Annotated in this window: 18 protein-coding genes; 8 read left to right on the top strand and 10 right to left on the bottom strand. The window is 31.0% G+C overall.

Translation table 11 applies throughout. The annotated features are described in order from the left end of the window. Nucleotides 1-170 precede the first annotated feature (170 nt). The 5 genes from JJ844_04195 (at nt 171) to JJ844_04175 (ending at nt 5,170) form a co-directional block, all read left to right on the top strand. Nucleotides 171-1,550, top strand: coding sequence for a TIGR03279 family radical SAM protein (locus JJ844_04195; protein MBO6974877.1), 1,380 nt, complete (start codon nt 171-173; stop codon nt 1,548-1,550). Nucleotides 1,551-1,575: 25 nt separating this feature from the next. Next, nucleotides 1,576-3,003, top strand: coding sequence for a TolC family protein (locus tag JJ844_04190; protein ID MBO6974876.1), 1,428 nt, complete (start codon nt 1,576-1,578; stop codon nt 3,001-3,003). A 2-nt stretch (nt 3,004-3,005) separates the two neighbouring features. Then, complete coding sequence (locus tag JJ844_04185; GenBank protein MBO6974875.1) at nt 3,006-3,806, top strand: inositol monophosphatase family protein; 801 nt, start codon at nt 3,006-3,008, stop codon at nt 3,804-3,806. A 90-nt stretch (nt 3,807-3,896) separates the two neighbouring features. Beyond that, on the top strand, nt 3,897-4,823 hold the full coding sequence (locus JJ844_04180; GenBank protein ID MBO6974874.1) for a YihY/virulence factor BrkB family protein: 927 nt from the start codon (nt 3,897-3,899) through the stop codon (nt 4,821-4,823). A gap of 5 nt (nt 4,824-4,828) precedes the next feature. Further along, nucleotides 4,829-5,170 (top strand): hypothetical protein, encoded by a 342-nt coding sequence (locus JJ844_04175; protein ID MBO6974873.1) that lies wholly within the window; start codon nt 4,829-4,831, stop codon nt 5,168-5,170. A gap of 4 nt (nt 5,171-5,174) precedes the next feature. On the opposite strand, the gene JJ844_04170 is transcribed toward JJ844_04175, so the two are convergent. The 3 genes from JJ844_04170 to JJ844_04160 all read right to left on the bottom strand — a co-directional run bounded on the left by JJ844_04170 (nt 5,175) and on the right by JJ844_04160 (nt 6,062). Beyond that, nucleotides 5,175-5,321, bottom strand: a complete 147-nt coding sequence (locus JJ844_04170; protein MBO6974872.1) for a high light inducible protein — start codon at nt 5,319-5,321, stop codon at nt 5,175-5,177. A gap of 69 nt (nt 5,322-5,390) precedes the next feature. Next, complete coding sequence (locus JJ844_04165; protein ID MBO6974871.1) at nt 5,391-5,774, bottom strand: hypothetical protein; 384 nt, start codon at nt 5,772-5,774, stop codon at nt 5,391-5,393. 24 nt (nt 5,775-5,798) lie between these two features. Further along, entirely contained in the window at nt 5,799-6,062 is a 264-nt protein-coding gene (locus JJ844_04160; protein MBO6974870.1) for a DUF2973 domain-containing protein, read from the bottom strand. A 161-nt stretch (nt 6,063-6,223) separates the two neighbouring features. On the opposite strand from JJ844_04160, the gene JJ844_04155 reads away from it, so the two are divergent. Next, entirely contained in the window at nt 6,224-7,345 is a 1,122-nt protein-coding gene (locus JJ844_04155) for a trypsin-like peptidase domain-containing protein (GenBank protein ID MBO6974869.1), read from the top strand. 5 nt (nt 7,346-7,350) lie between these two features. On the opposite strand, the gene JJ844_04150 is transcribed toward JJ844_04155, so the two are convergent. Together JJ844_04150 and JJ844_04145 are read right to left on the bottom strand one after the other, a co-directional pair. Beyond that, complete coding sequence (locus tag JJ844_04150) at nt 7,351-7,494, bottom strand: hypothetical protein (protein MBO6974868.1); 144 nt, start codon at nt 7,492-7,494, stop codon at nt 7,351-7,353. A gap of 118 nt (nt 7,495-7,612) precedes the next feature. Continuing rightward, the gene (locus tag JJ844_04145; GenBank protein MBO6974867.1) at nt 7,613-9,232 is read right to left on the bottom strand and encodes an ABC-F family ATP-binding cassette domain-containing protein; all 1,620 of its coding nucleotides are present in this window, start codon (nt 9,230-9,232) and stop codon (nt 7,613-7,615) included. Between the two features lie 72 nt (nt 9,233-9,304). On the opposite strand from JJ844_04145, the gene JJ844_04140 reads away from it, so the two are divergent. After that, the gene (locus JJ844_04140; protein ID MBO6974866.1) at nt 9,305-9,481 is read left to right on the top strand and encodes a hypothetical protein; all 177 of its coding nucleotides are present in this window, start codon (nt 9,305-9,307) and stop codon (nt 9,479-9,481) included. On the opposite strand, the gene JJ844_04135 is transcribed toward JJ844_04140, so the two are convergent. After that, the gene (locus tag JJ844_04135; protein MBO6974865.1) at nt 9,459-9,689 is read right to left on the bottom strand and encodes a hypothetical protein; all 231 of its coding nucleotides are present in this window, start codon (nt 9,687-9,689) and stop codon (nt 9,459-9,461) included. The genes JJ844_04140 and JJ844_04135 overlap by 23 nt on opposite strands. A 34-nt stretch (nt 9,690-9,723) precedes the next feature. Beyond that, a complete protein-coding gene (locus JJ844_04130) occupies nt 9,724-10,062 on the bottom strand; it encodes a hypothetical protein (protein MBO6974864.1) in 339 nt (112 codons plus the stop codon). A gap of 117 nt (nt 10,063-10,179) precedes the next feature. On the opposite strand from JJ844_04130, the gene JJ844_04125 reads away from it, so the two are divergent. After that, nucleotides 10,180-10,482 (top strand): hypothetical protein, encoded by a 303-nt coding sequence (locus JJ844_04125; GenBank protein MBO6974863.1) that lies wholly within the window; start codon nt 10,180-10,182, stop codon nt 10,480-10,482. 5 nt (nt 10,483-10,487) lie between these two features. Here JJ844_04125 and JJ844_04120 read toward each other — a convergent pair whose 3' ends face one another. Genes JJ844_04120 through JJ844_04110 form a run of 3 tightly spaced genes read right to left on the bottom strand, consistent with a single transcriptional unit; the run spans nt 10,488 to nt 14,428 of the window. Continuing rightward, nucleotides 10,488-11,192 carry a TrkA family potassium uptake protein gene (locus JJ844_04120; protein MBO6974862.1) on the bottom strand — a complete coding sequence of 235 codons (705 nt, stop codon included), beginning with the start codon at nt 11,190-11,192 and terminating at the stop codon, nt 10,488-10,490. An 18-nt stretch (nt 11,193-11,210) separates the two neighbouring features. Then, nucleotides 11,211-12,614, bottom strand: a complete 1,404-nt coding sequence (locus tag JJ844_04115) for a potassium transporter TrkG (protein ID MBO6974861.1) — start codon at nt 12,612-12,614, stop codon at nt 11,211-11,213. A 5-nt stretch (nt 12,615-12,619) separates the two neighbouring features. Then, nucleotides 12,620-14,428, bottom strand: a complete 1,809-nt coding sequence (locus JJ844_04110; protein ID MBO6974860.1) for an SLC13 family permease — start codon at nt 14,426-14,428, stop codon at nt 12,620-12,622. Nucleotides 14,429-14,475 lie beyond the last annotated feature (47 nt).

The raw sequence follows: 14,475 nt of genomic DNA, 5'->3' as shown, positions 1-14,475 counted from the left end.
GTTATTTTAATTAATCTAAATCGTGTTTTAGAAAACTGCGAATGACACATTTTAATAAATAAAAGGGCCATAATTTCAAACCTATATTTAGTTTTTTAAAAGTATTTAATACACTTTGAGTCATATATAAGTTTAGAATAAAGATAAATAAGAGTATTTGGCCTTAAATTGTGTGGCAAGAAATTAATTACAGTGAAGATTCCATTGATCTTTTGGTTCCTAATATTACTTATAAAATAAACCCTGCAGAGATTGAAAGTATTGAAGCAAATTCTATTGCTGAAGAAATAGGATTTGAATCAGGTGATTCAATTATTAGTATTAATGGGAAAAAACCAAGAGATTTAATTGATTATCAGATTCTGATTAATGAAGAAATTTTAGACATCTCAGTTTTAGATAAAAATCATGAGATTCACAATATAAATATTGAAAAAGATCAAGACGTTAATTTAGGTATAAATTTTAAAGATGCATTATTTGATTCAATCAAGCAATGCAATAATAGATGTCCATTTTGTTTTATTGATCAACAGCCGAGTGGTAAAAGAAAAAGCCTTTATATAAAAGATGATGATTATAGATTAAGTTTCCTATATGGCTCTTATTTAACTCTTACGAATTTAAAAAAAGAAGACTGGGAAAGAATTGCTATACAAAAACTATCCCCACTTTTTATTTCGGTTCATGCTACTGATCCCGCCACAAGAGAAAAATTATTAAAAAATAAAAAAGCAGGAGTGATACTTGATCAAATTTCTTGGTTTGAAAAAAACTCTATTCAAATACATGCTCAAATTGTTGTTTGTCCAGATATAAATGATGGTGATATTCTTGAGAAATCAATTTTGGAACTTGCTGAATTCTACAAAAAAACCTCTCAAACAGTACTTTCAGTCGCAATAGTTCCTGTAGGACTTACAAAATTTAGACCTGAAAATGATGGATTGAAATCTATAAGCCCAGAATACGCAAAAAAAACTATTAAACAAGTAGAGAGAATTCAAGACTCTCTACAAATTACACTTGGGACTCGTTTTTGTTGGCTAGCAGACGAATGGTATTTAATTGCTGGTACAAATTTACCTAGTTACAAAACCTACGAAAATATGCCACAAGAATCTAATGGGGTTGGGACTATTAGAAACTTTCTAGAAGCATTAAAAGAGAAGACTCAAAACTTACCCCAAAAAGTAAAAAAGCCAAAAAAAGTTAGTTGGATTGTTGGTAAGTTAGTTTATGAAGCCCTAATTCCTTCAGTTAAAAAATTAAACTTAATTAATGGATTAACAATTAATTTATATGGTTTGCCAAGTGTTTATTGGGGTCAAGATCAAGTTGTTACAGGTCTTCTTACTGGAGAAGATCTAATTTACGGGCTGAAAGATAAAGATTTAGGAGAAGCTGTTTACATACCGTCTATTATGTTAAAAATTAACACTGATTTATTTTTAGATGATAAAAATATTCAAGAAGTTGAGAATCAAATAAATACTAAAATTCACGTTCTTGATGATTCAAATGATATTATAAATACTTTGATTGGTTAATCGAATATTTTCGAAACTATAAAACATGCTTAGAAGAGTAATAAATCCTTTCTTATTATTGCCGCTTAGTCTCAGTATGAATACCTTTAATGTTCTATCGAGTGAAACAAAAAATTACATTGATAATATTTTAGAAGAAAAATCAAATATTACTTTTGTTGATTATCAAAAAATAGAAAAACTTGTATTAAATAATCAAGAATTAAAATCATTACAAAACCTAGTAGCCTCTGCAAGCTTTAATCTTTCCAGTCAAATTGCCAAAAGATACCCATCCTTAGATTTTCAAGCCAGTGGGTTACCAAAATATGTCGCAGGTAAAAAGTACAATAGCAATTCACCTACTTTAAAAACATCTCAATTTACGGCTAATCCCTCTTTGAATATCAAATGGGATTTAATTGCCCCACTAAGAGGATCTGAAATTAAAATTGCCAAAACAAATTACAAAATTTCAGAAAATAATTATGAAATTAAGAAAAAAGATTTAATTCAAGAAGCAAGAATCAGATACCACAAATACAAAAAATCATATCAAGATATACAAAATAAAAAATTCACACTTGATTTATCAATTACAAGTTTAGAAAATGCTAAAGCGAAGCTAGATGCTGGAATTGGTACAAAATTTGAAGTTCTTGAAGCAGAAGCTCAATTATCTCGAGATCAACAATCACTTAATGCAAAGAAAATAGAACATGAAATTAATAAAATTTCTCTTAAAGAGATTCTTAATATTAAGGGAGATTTCAAAACTAATAAAGAGCAAAATCTTATAGGGTTTTGGAATCATAAACTGAATAAGAATATCAATGAGGGTTTGGATAAAAATCTTTCCTTAAAAAACCTTATTCTTCAAAAATCAATCAAAATGAGCCAAGCAGAGAGCTTTTTAGCTCAAAATAAGCCAAATATCTATATCAGTAATTCATTATCTAGTACATTTTCAAAGGGTGACTCTCTATCAACTAATATCGACTCTGAAAAATCTGGATCTAATTATACAAATACCATAAGTCTTAACTTTGCATGGAGTATTTTTGATGGCGGACAAAATAAGAACTCCTACAAATCCAAAATAGCAGATGCAGAATCCGAAAAATATGCTTATGAAAATCTAAAAAATGTTTTAACCACAAGTATTAGTAAAGCCTATTTAAATCTTAAATTAAATGAAGAAAAAATAATCTCTTCTCTTAAAGAAATTGAATCTAGCAAAGAGTCTGTAAGGCTTTCCAGACTTAGATATGATGTCGGAATATCAACTCTAAAAGATGTGCTTGTTAGGCAAAGTGAATTAAGTAATGCGAAATCAAAAAATATTAATGCAATATATAATTACAATCTGAATATAGATGAACTAGAAACATTAACTTTTCTTGATAAAAGTAAAAATTGTTTAGGTAGTAAAAATACTAAAATTAAGGATACAAAGTCTATTTGCAATATATAAAGATGAATCCACCAAATTTAACTAATAAGCAACTACGTGAATTAGATTCTTTATTTGAATTGGTTAGTCAACGTCAAACAAAAGATTTTGGTAATATTAGCGCTAGCAATAAAGCAGACGGATCATTACTAACAAGTTGTGATTTATGGAGTGACAAAACAATCGTGGATGGCTTAGCTTCAATAGCTCCAGGTGAAGGCGTCCTTAGTGAAGAAGGGCAAAAGTTAATTCCAAATTCAAAAGCTTACTGGGTGGTCGATCCACTCGATGGGACAACAAATTTTGCTGCCGGTATTCCTTACTGGTCTATATCTGTAGCAAGGTTCGTTGATGGTAAACCACAATCTTCTTTTTTAATAATTCCTACATTGAAAAAAAAGTTTGTATCCATTAAAGGTAAAGGGGTTTGGTTAAATAACAATAAAGTAGATCCTAGCCAAAATAATCGTCAAAGTGATTGCATTTCTTTATGTAGTAGATCAATAAAAATTTTACAAAAAAAACCAAACTCATTATTTCCTGGCAAAATCAGACTCTTAGGTGTATCGAGTTTAAATCTTACAAGTGTAGCAATGGGACAAACTTTCGGAGCGATAGAATCAACCCCTAAGATATGGGATATTGCAGCAGCCTGGCTGCTATTAGAAGAACTCAATTGTTCTATAGAGTGGTTAGCAACAGATCCTTTAAATTTAGTTTCAGGAGAAGACTTGAGCGATGTAAATTTTCCATTAATTGCTTGTAGATCTATAGAAAAATTTGAAATTTTAAAGCCATGGGGCAATTTATTATTAGAAAAATAGTTGCATCATAAATAAAAAATTGCTTGAAAAATTTCTTAATTAGATACAATAAAAATTAAGTAAATAAATAAATATTTGAAGAAAATCAATATGCAAAGAAGTTCAACATGGATACTGAAAAGTTTATGGGAAGCTTGTGAGCGATGGAGTAAATCTGATTGTGTTGATTTAAGCGCTGCATTTGCATACTACACACTCCAATCATTTTTTCCCATCCTTCTAATTTCTCTTTCAATAGCTTCATGGTTCCTAGGAAAACAAGAAGGATTAGACCAAAAAATAATAGAAACTCTTCAAACCAATGATATAGTTCCCGATTCTGTGATTGAATTGGTTCAGACAACTTTATTTAAATTAATTGAACAGGGTTTTGGAGCAGGAATTCTAGGAGCTATGTTCTTGCTTTTTACGGCAGGCAATGCATATTTATCTCTTCAAAGAGGTGCAGATAGGCTATGGGAAGACGAACTACCTTCAAAAAAAGTAAACGCTGCTTGGAGAGTCCAAGCTTCGAAGTTTCTCCGAAATAGAGTTGAAGCCTTTTTAATAGTATTCTTTATAGGTTTTTTAATGGTACTAGATCAGATTAGTGCGAATTTAAGAATGATCCCAAGTAACGTTTTAGAAAATCTTTCAAAATCTAATAATTTAATTGCTGACTTATTACTTAAGTTGCCACTATTACAAGTTGGTCAATTTGCGATACCCCTAATTGGTTTTTCTTTAATGGCTCTTTTATTACAGGCCCTTTTACCTAGTAGAAAAGTTCCTTTAAAACCACTTTTGCCTGGCTCTTTTCTGATTGGAATTGGCCTAACTACTTTAAACCTTGCAGTAAGTAAAAGTATTCTCTCCCTTGGTGTAAGATTTCAAGCATATGGTTTTATTGGAGGTTTTCTCGTACTTACTTTGTGGGTATGGCTATTAGGAGTGATTTTATATTTTGGACAGTGCTGGAGCGTTGTTATTGCTAGGATGTCTTTAGTAAATAAAAAAAGAAATTATAGAAAAGGATAACTAAGGTGAATTATTTTCTTAAAGCTAATAAAGATCTTCTTACCTACTGTTTAATAATACTTATCTTTATTCCAATTTTTGGATTTAACTTTTTTATTAGCTTTGTTGGAAATATCCTGCTTCTTTTATTTTTAATTCCTCTTCTATTATTAGTTTTAGTGTTTATAGGTTTTAACTCTTACAAATCTAAAATTAATATATGCAGTAATTGTGGGGCAATATCATTAGGTTTAAATGAAACCTGCATGAATTGCGGTGCAGATTTAGAGAATATAAGTAAGAAAAATCAATTAGATAAAAAACCTAGTGAAAGTACCATTGAAGTGAAAGCAGAAGAAATTAAGTGAAATACTAACCTATTCCAATTTGTCGAAGAATACTTTGTCCAGTAATTAATTCAGTACCAAGTCCAATCAAGATACCCATCATTGCCATACGGCCATTCCAAGTTTCTGCGAAATTTACGAAGCCAAATCTTGGTTGATTGTCATTATTCATAATTAACTAGATTGTCTATCTAATAATTTTAACGTTTTAAGGAATAATTTATGATAAATAATTAATTATTTATTTAACATGTCTTACACCATCAACAGGTCTATACTCATCTCCAGTTAACTCCTCAAATACAATGGCTGGCAATCCTGTATCAAACATTGTTTGTAATGCTTCTTTTAACATAGGATTCCAACCTCCAGTACTAACTTTTCCATGTCTTACAGTCCAGTCCCAAGTCCCTTGAAGATCTCTGGGTAGTCTACCTTCTCTATCTCTTCGAGCGACTAAGTCTAAAGATTCAACTATACCAACAATTACTGGATTTTTACCATAAGAAGGCGTAAGACTTAGTTCAAGTCGCACTGGGTCTTCTTTAACCATTTTTAAACGAAACCTTGGTGGCAACTTGAGTGATCTTATTACCGCTGAGACAATTTTTGTTCTTAATTCCAATTTTTTCCTTAGATATAGTTTTGATTAATCAGTTGTTGAACCTTTTTCTTCTAATGTAGAGTCATTGTCATTAGAAAATCTTACTGTTAGTAGTTCCTCTTCTGTTATATTTCCTGATTTATCTAAAAGTTCTGGATGTATTGTGTACTTTTTTTGTTTAAACCTGGAAGTACTCAATCTTTGATTTTTATTATCGGATATACCCCAGCCATTAGACATTACTTTAAAAGCTTTCCAAACTAAATACGTTAAGGCTGCAGAATATATTATTGGAAATAAAATTGTCATCGATCTTATAAAACAGTTAGTTATATTTTTAATATCATAGCCCGAAAAAAAGAAATTTAGCTACTTTACGTTATTAAATTATTGTCTAGATTCAATAAATTTAATTAGTAGTTAAACTGATATTGTGTATTAAATTTTTCGAAGAACATAAAAAATCAAAATTGAAAAGAGACATCTACAAGCTATTACTAATCGCCTCATTAACTACAGTGGGATTTAGATATCCTGCAAAAGTCATATCTCAACCATTAAGTAAACCAAAAATTAATGAAGTTAATTTATATTCAAACAAATCTTTTATAACTGCAGCTGTTGAAAAAACAGGTTCCTCTGTAGTAACAATTGAAACTAAGAGATATGTTAAAGCAAGAAAATTTCCAAGAAATTCTCAATTATTTTTAGACCCATATTTTGAAAGATTCTTTGGATTAGATTTACCAGATGACAATCGGCCTAGGATAGAGCAAAGCCAAGGAAGTGGATTTTTTTTCGCAGATAGACTCATAATGACCAACGCCCATGTTGTAAATGGATCGGATCAAGTAATTGTTGGTTTAACAAACGGTAAAAAATTTAAAGCAACGCTAGTAGGTCAAGATTTATTTACCGATTTAGCTATTCTTCAGATTGAAGGGAAAGGACCTTGGCCAATAGCAAAATTAGGTGATTCAACAAAAATTAAAGTTGGTGATTGGGCAATCGCAGTTGGAAATCCATTTGGATTAGAAAATACAGTTACACTTGGTATTATTAGCAATCTAAAAAGAAATGTAACTCAATTAGGAATATACGATAAAAAACTGGAACTTATTCAAACAGATGCTGCTATTAATCCTGGAAATTCTGGCGGTCCACTATTAAATAGCAACGGAGAAGTAATTGGTATTAATACCTTGATCAGATCAGGTCCAGGAGCGGGGTTAAGTTTTGCAATTCCAATTAATAAAGCTAAGGAAATTTCCTATCAAATAATAAATAATGGAAAAGTTATACATCCTATGATTGGAGTGAGCCTAATAGATGAAAGTAATTTTGAAACAAATAATAATACCGTAAAAGTTGGTTACGTTGTACCTAATAGTCCAGCTGAAAAAAGTGGAATATTTGTAAATGACATTTTTATAAAAGTTGGTAATAAAGAGATTAAAACAGCTTCGGATGTTATAAGCCAAATTAACAAAAATGGTATTAATAAACAAATAAATATATTATTGAAGCGTAAAAATAAATTTATCAAATTAAGAGTAAAACCAACTGATATTACTAATCTACAAAATAAATAAAAGTTTCAACCATCATTCTGTTTAAGTTGTTCCACACATATAGAAATACAATTAACATCTTTTATATCGCAAGTTGAAATGCACTCAAAATAACTTTCAACAGGATCATAAATTTGAATCTTTTTTTCTTGGGAATCATAATTTTTCATGTGAATTATGGAAATCAATTTTCGTATTTTTAAGATTAGACAACTACACAGAGCTATGTAAAGAAAAATAAGTGATCTTGCTTAGCCAAATGTAAAGTTTATTAAAAAAACAAATTTTTTATGACTTTGATTTTTTGTCTAAAAAATATTCGTAGTTACCTTCATAAGAATATAACTTTGAATCTTTAATTTCGACAATTCTATTTGCAACCTTTGAAATAAAATACCTATCATGAGAAATTATTAATAATGATCCCTTATAATTTTTAATTGCTAATTCTAAGTTTTCCTTAGATTGGAGATCCAAATGATTAGTTGGCTCGTCCAAAAGAAGGAAATTACTAGGATTAATAATCATGAGCGCCAATGCTAATCTTGCCTTTTCTCCCCCGCTAAGTTGTTTAATATATTTAAAAACAGTTTCATTTTGAAAGCCAAAACCCCCTAAAAATGTTCTAACTTTTTTTTGGGACCATTCTGGAGACTTATTACATATTAAATCAATAACCCTTTCATCAAGTGAAAGTGCTTCAGCCTGATTCTGTTCATAATAGCTAGTAATTATATTATGTTTACCAAGATTAATTTCTCCAATTTCAGGAGATATTTTTTTCATAATAATTTTCAGCAATGTAGATTTGCCGCAGCCATTAGGTCCCAATATTGCTATTTTCTCCCCAGAAGAAATCTTTAAATTAATATCTAAAAAAAGAATTTTATCCTCGAAACTATGAGACAAATTTTTGATATTTAGAACTAATTTTCCTGAGCGAGGGCACTCTGGAAAATTAAAAACAGGACTTTTTGATTTTGCTATGGGAGCCTCAATTTTAGAAATCTTTTTTAATTGTTTTTCTCTACTCTTTGCTTGAGAACTTCTAGTTGCACTAGCTCTAAATCTATCTATATATCTCTTCTGTAACTCAATTTCTTTTTGTTGTAATTGATATGCCTTATTTTGCGATTCTTGATTCAAAGATTTCTGTTCGACAAAAAAAGAATAGTTCCCATTATATGTTTCAGATATTCCTCTATCTACAAAAATTATTTTTTTACATAATTTGTCTAAGAAATATCTATCATGGCTGATTATTATAACTGCAATTTTAAGCGATGATAGATATTCTTCCAACCAAAAAATAGTTTCTAAATCTAAATGATTGGTTGGTTCATCCAGTAAAAGTAAATCAGGTTTTTGTAAGATTATTTTTCCAAGTGCAACTTTCATCTGCCAACCACCTGAGAAATTGCCAACTAATTTATCACCATCTTCTTTAGAAAAGCCTAATTTTGGTAATATTTTTTCTACATCAGATTGCATTTTATAACCACCTAAAGCTTCAAATTTTGCTTGATATTTTGCGAGTTGATTTACAAATATTTCAAGTTCATCGGAATTTTTTTTTATATCCAACAATTTCATTTTATTCTCAATTTCTAAAAGTTTAATGGCAACAATTCGTATATCTTTAAAAGAACTTTCTAATTCCTGTCTCACTGAAAAATTCAAATTACAATCAAACTCTTGCTTTAAATGGGCAATTTTAGGATTTCCCTCTTTGATGATCGTTCCACTTGTTTGCTCTTCCTCTCCAATTAAAATCTTAAATTGGGTTGATTTACCTGCACCATTAGAACCAACTAAGCCAACTTTTTCTCCTTTCTTAATCTCCCAACTAATATTTTTTAAAACAACATCTGTAGAATAAATTTTGCTTACACCTTCAAATCTAATCACTGTTTTAAAAATAGAATTTACAAAATCTGTGGCTTATTTACTAAAAAATATTTTGTGGAATAAAATTAAATCATGAAAAGAATTGAACAAATTGTAGTGATTTTCATAGCTGCAGCCCTTGCAATTCCAAGTTATTGGTTTTTTTGGACTTTGGCTGGTGGAGGTGGCTACAACAAAAGAATAAAACCTATTCCTAATCCAAATAATAATTATTCGAAACCTTTTCCTAAAGACCTCCTCGAGCCTTAATTAACCACATTTTAGTTGCCTCATCATCAATAGTACTCAAATATTTAATGACCTCTTCCTTAGTCACAGAAATATTTAATTCGTTGCCAATGTCACATATTTTATCTAAGGCTTTTTTAGGATTAGTTAAGGCTGTCATAAACAAACTTTGTTTCTTTTTGGAATCGTTGGCTATTAACTTATAGAGCTTTTCAGCATTACTGGACATGTTTTTAAAATCTATTTATTAATAGATTATTACTTCAAGCTACATTTTGTTCATTATATTTATTATTAGATAAATCATTATCCACATCTTTTATCTCTTTTGCAGAGGCATCTGCCATACTTCTTGCGTCTAGGCATAAAACTTTTCTTAGTTTCGCAAAGTTAGCTGCATGAGATTTTCTGCCATCTTTTTGAGCAAAATACTCAGACTGCTGAAGAATATGGTGAAGATGAGTTAACAAATATGGACTAATTACAGCTGATACCAAAACGTCACTATTTTCATTATCGTGAGAATCAGAATTGACTAATCTTTTTTTCGGTTTATCAATTATCGACCTTTTAGGAGAATCAATTTTTCTTGAATTTTTCATAGGACAATAAAACAATTAATTGATACGGACATAAATTTCCTTACTAATAATATACACAAAGATAGTATCCTTGACTAACTGTGTATACTTATAAGTAACAGTTATCAACTTTGACTCATGGCTACCCGCCAAAACTCAACCAATGGGAAGCCTAAATCCCCCAGAATTCAAGTAGTTCTTCCAGAATTGATATGTGAGCAATTAACTATTTTGGCCGATAATGAATCTAGGACAGTAAGTAATATGGCAAAAGTGTTAATACAAGAGGGTATAAAAAAATATTTCGAAAAAGAGAGTAAATCACCTGTTTCAGAAAATAATTTAAATACTGATAAATTTAGGGATGAACTTGAGAAACAAAGCGTCAGAAGATTAAAAAGAGCTCCTCAAAGGATTAGATACTATAAAAAATCTGATTAAAATAATTAATTTTGAGGCAATTTCTGTAAATCTACAGTTTTACCCATGACTACCAAAATATTTCCTCTTTCCAAAATATATTTTGCTGGTGGATTAACTGTTAACTCTTCAGCAGGTCCTGCAGCAAGAACATTTACTAAATAATTTTTCCTCAAATTTAAATCTCTCAAAGATCTTCCAATAAATTCCTCTGGAACAGTTATTTCATCTATACCAGTTTGGTTATCTAGTTCCAATCTTTCGATTAGGTTTGGTCTTACTAGTTCTAAACCTAATCTTTCTCCTTGCATCCTAGATGGGAAAACAACTTTATCTGCACCCACTCTTTTTAACATTTTTTCGTGCAAATCACTAGTTGCTCTCGCTATTACTCTTTTCACCTTGCTACCCTCACTATCTTTAGCGATAAGTGTTGTAGTTATACTTGCTTCAATAGGTTCACTAATACCCACTACAACGGTATTCATTTCAAGTATTCCCGATTCCTTCATAGACTCTTCATCAGTACAATCGACAACTCTTGCTTCTATTGAAGGTTCTAATTGCCTTAAATCATCAATAGCTTTTTCTGAATAATCTGCAGCCAAAACATCTGCACCATTACTTATAAGTTCTCTGCAAACTGCGGTTCCAAATCTTCCAACGCCGACAACTGCAAAAGTGAGTGCTTCTTTTTCTCTCTTTTGAGACCACTGCCACCAATCAGCCATAATAAAACTTAGTCAATTCTAAACATAAAGATCAGCCCTAGGATAGCCAATTCTCTTTTGTCTATCTATTCTACTCTTATAAAGAGCCTGCCAAAGTGCACTTAAAAGCAAAAGGATCCCAAGTCTGCCCACAAACATACCGACAATAAGAATAAATTGACCAAAATGATTTAATTTTGCAGTTAAACCAATATCAAAACCAACAGTTGCAAATGCAGATATACAAGTGAACAGAATTTCTAGGAATGTGAAAGATTCTCTCTTAACAAACGTATTTGTTGTACTAAGCAACATTGCCATTAAAAGAACAAAAAGCAAAGATCCAACTGTGATTCCAACTGCCTTTAGGATAACTTTATCTGAAATTAATCTATTGCTAATAATTACATCTTTCTGACCTCTTAAAGTTGATCTAGTTGCAGCCATTAAAGCAATAAAAGTAGTTGTTTTTATGCCTCCACCAGTACCTCCAGTACTTGCTCCAATAAACATCAAAGTCATTAATAACAATAAGCCAGTATCTGATATAGAGTTCAAGGATATTGGATAATTTGTAAAGCCTGCAGTTCTTGCACTCACTGTCTCAAAAATTGATGACAATAACCGTTCAAACAAATTCAAATCATTAAAAAATTGACTATTTAGCAATGATTCAGTGATAAAGAATCCTAATGATCCAAATAATATTAGAGACAAACTTGTCCTAATAACTAGTCTGGAATGAAGGCTTAATTTTTTATAAGAAAGATTTTTTTTATTACTCCAAATATCATCAATAACCCGCCAGCCCAATCCACCCATAACAATGAGAAAAACAAAAACACTATTCACCAAATAATTTGTTCTATAGTCTTGGAGACTATTTGAACTTAAAGAAAATCCTGCATTGTTATATGCAGATATGCTGTGAAAAATCGAGGACCATAGTCTTTCCCCATTATTTTGAATGTCTACAAATCCAAAAGCATATAAAACAATTGCGCCCAAGGATATGATACTCATCGCTGTAATTGCAATGCTTTGAAAAGTTCGACCAATTCCTCCAACTCCAAATTCATCTAGAGTCTTGCCCTTGTCTAATCTAGTTCTTAGCTTTGTCCCCTTTACAACAAAACCCTGTAAAAATGTTGTAATAGCCATTAATCCTAGTCCACCTGATAAAAGCATAAAAGCCAAGAAAAGCTGGCCAAAGAAATTTAAATCATCACCAATATCTATTATGGTTAAGCCAGTTACGGTAATAGCAGAAGTAGATGTAAAAAATGCTTCCCACAAGCCAACCTTTGAAGATGAACATAATGGAGAGCTCAAAATTAAAGTTCCAAGGCAAATAATAAATAAGCCTGTAACAATAGTAAATTGAGGCACAGATAGCTTTTTGTAAGCATCTTTTAACTTATAAACATTACTAGTTAATTTCACTTTATTTATCCGTAATTTAAAATTATCAATGCTGGTACTAATAGTGTCATTATAAGTGTTAAACCAGCTCCATATTTTGCGATATCAAAAAACCTATATCTTCCAGGACCATAAACCATTAAATTTGTTTGATAACCCATTGGAGTCAAGAAAGATTGACTTGCACCAAATAAAACAAGCATTATTAAAGCACTTGGCGAAATCCCTATAACATTTGAGAATTCAATAGCAACAGGCAAAATCAAAGCAACCGAAGCAGCATTACTTATAAATTGTGTAAGAATAACTGTCGATACAAAAATTACGACTAGTGCAAAATACAGAGGCATTCCATTAAGAGCAAAGTTTAGATTAACAGCAATTAAATCTGCTAATCCTGTTACTTGCATAGCCACACTAAAGCATGATAAGGATCCCAACAATAAAATGACGTCTAACCTAATTGATTTTTGTATCTCTGCAGGTCTTAAACATCCACAAGCAACCATAGCAATGACTGCTAAGAGTACTGAACCTACTAATGGAATATTAGAAACCGAAGGCAAAACCACCATTCCTATTGCAATTGCAATCGATATAGGTTTTTTTATCAAGAAAGGTAAATCATCTTCGAATTGATCTAAAATAAGCAAATCATTACTAGCTTGCAGACCTCTTATTGAATCTAAAGGTGCTTGCAATAATAAAACATCTCCAGCCCTTAAAACAGCTTGGCCTAATCTCTCCTGAACAGTTTGTTGACCTCTTCTTAGTGCTAAAACCGTTGCATTATGACGCTGCCTAAATCTTAATTCTCTCAAACTTGCTCCAGCTAGAGTTGAGCCAGCTGGTAAAAGAGCTTCAAAGGTTTTAGTGCCTTCATCATCTGAGAAAACATTTACTCCTTCTAAAGATGTTTTATTTTCGCCTAGCAGAATGGTATGTTCCTGCTGAAGCCTAAATAAGTCTGCCCTTGTAACGCGTATTATTAATCTATCATCTGGTTCAATCTTTCTATCAGCCAAAGGAGGAAGAATAACTTTTCCATTTCTTTGCAATTCCAGAACATCAACATCAAATCGTCTTTGCAATCTACTATTTCTGACAGATTGTCCAACTAATTCTGAAGTAGAGGGAATAGTAACTTCAGTAAAGTATATATTCATATCACCATTTTTAATAAATTCCTTATCTCTCCCTCTATCCGGCAAAAGCATGTCAGAAACTAGAATCATATAGGTTGTGCCTATAAGCCACACAGGAATTCCGATTGAAGTCAAACTAAATAATTCCAAAGCTCCATAACCTAATTGTTGACTAATATCACTTACAAGAAGATTTACTGAGCTACCTAATAATGTCAGAGTTCCACCTAATAAAGTAGCAAAAGAAAGAGGTAATAAAACTTTTGATGGTGATATATTTCTTCGCTCACACCAACCTTCAATTAGGGGTAACAAAGATGCTACTACTGGAGTATTAGGTACAATTCCAGATATTGGAGCTATCAAAAAAGCTATTAAAGAAATTAATTTCCTTGGCGTTCTAATACTTTCAGAAGATATCAATTCTCTTACTCTGTCCAAAGCTCCACTTTTAAATAATGCAGAAGAGACTGCAAATAAACCCATAAGGGTAATTAAGGATGGGCTGCCAAATCCAGCTAAAGCTTTTTCAGGAGAAAGAACCCCTGTAGCTATAAATATTCCAACACATAACAAACCAGTTAATTCTGGTGCAATAGTATTTTTAATAAATAAAATTATTGACATTATTAAAACAACTACCGTTATGAAAGCATCAAAATTATTACTAACTACTGCAATTAAATTCATACGAAACTTATTTAACTCAATATACCCAAAAACAATATTTCAAAAAA

It is taken from the genome of Prochlorococcus marinus CUG1435 (assembly GCA_017644375.1).
Taxonomy (GTDB): Bacteria; Cyanobacteriota; Cyanobacteriia; order PCC-6307; family Cyanobiaceae; genus Prochlorococcus_A; species Prochlorococcus_A marinus_AH.
The sequence above is the reverse complement of the archived record's forward strand: the minus strand, read 5'-3'. Positions and strand labels throughout refer to the sequence as shown.

Coding starts and splice junctions, on each gene's coding strand:
- JJ844_04190 (MBO6974876.1), top strand. CDS start 1,576: ATGCTTAGAAGAGTAATAAATCCTTTCTTATTATTGCCGCTTAGTCTC.
- JJ844_04185 (MBO6974875.1), top strand. CDS start 3,006: ATGAATCCACCAAATTTAACTAATAAGCAACTACGTGAATTAGATTCT.
- JJ844_04180 (MBO6974874.1), top strand. CDS start 3,897: ATGCAAAGAAGTTCAACATGGATACTGAAAAGTTTATGGGAAGCTTGT.
- JJ844_04170 (MBO6974872.1), bottom strand. CDS start 5,321: ATGAATAATGACAATCAACCAAGATTTGGCTTCGTAAATTTCGCAGAA.
- JJ844_04160 (MBO6974870.1), bottom strand. CDS start 6,062: ATGACAATTTTATTTCCAATAATATATTCTGCAGCCTTAACGTATTTA.
- JJ844_04150 (MBO6974868.1), bottom strand. CDS start 7,494: ATGAAAAATTATGATTCCCAAGAAAAAAAGATTCAAATTTATGATCCT.
- JJ844_04140 (MBO6974866.1), top strand. CDS start 9,305: ATGAAAAGAATTGAACAAATTGTAGTGATTTTCATAGCTGCAGCCCTT.
- JJ844_04135 (MBO6974865.1), bottom strand. CDS start 9,689: ATGTCCAGTAATGCTGAAAAGCTCTATAAGTTAATAGCCAACGATTCC.
- JJ844_04130 (MBO6974864.1), bottom strand. CDS start 10,062: ATGAAAAATTCAAGAAAAATTGATTCTCCTAAAAGGTCGATAATTGAT.
- JJ844_04125 (MBO6974863.1), top strand. CDS start 10,180: ATGGCTACCCGCCAAAACTCAACCAATGGGAAGCCTAAATCCCCCAGA.
- JJ844_04120 (MBO6974862.1), bottom strand. CDS start 11,192: ATGGCTGATTGGTGGCAGTGGTCTCAAAAGAGAGAAAAAGAAGCACTC.
- JJ844_04110 (MBO6974860.1), bottom strand. CDS start 14,428: ATGAATTTAATTGCAGTAGTTAGTAATAATTTTGATGCTTTCATAACG.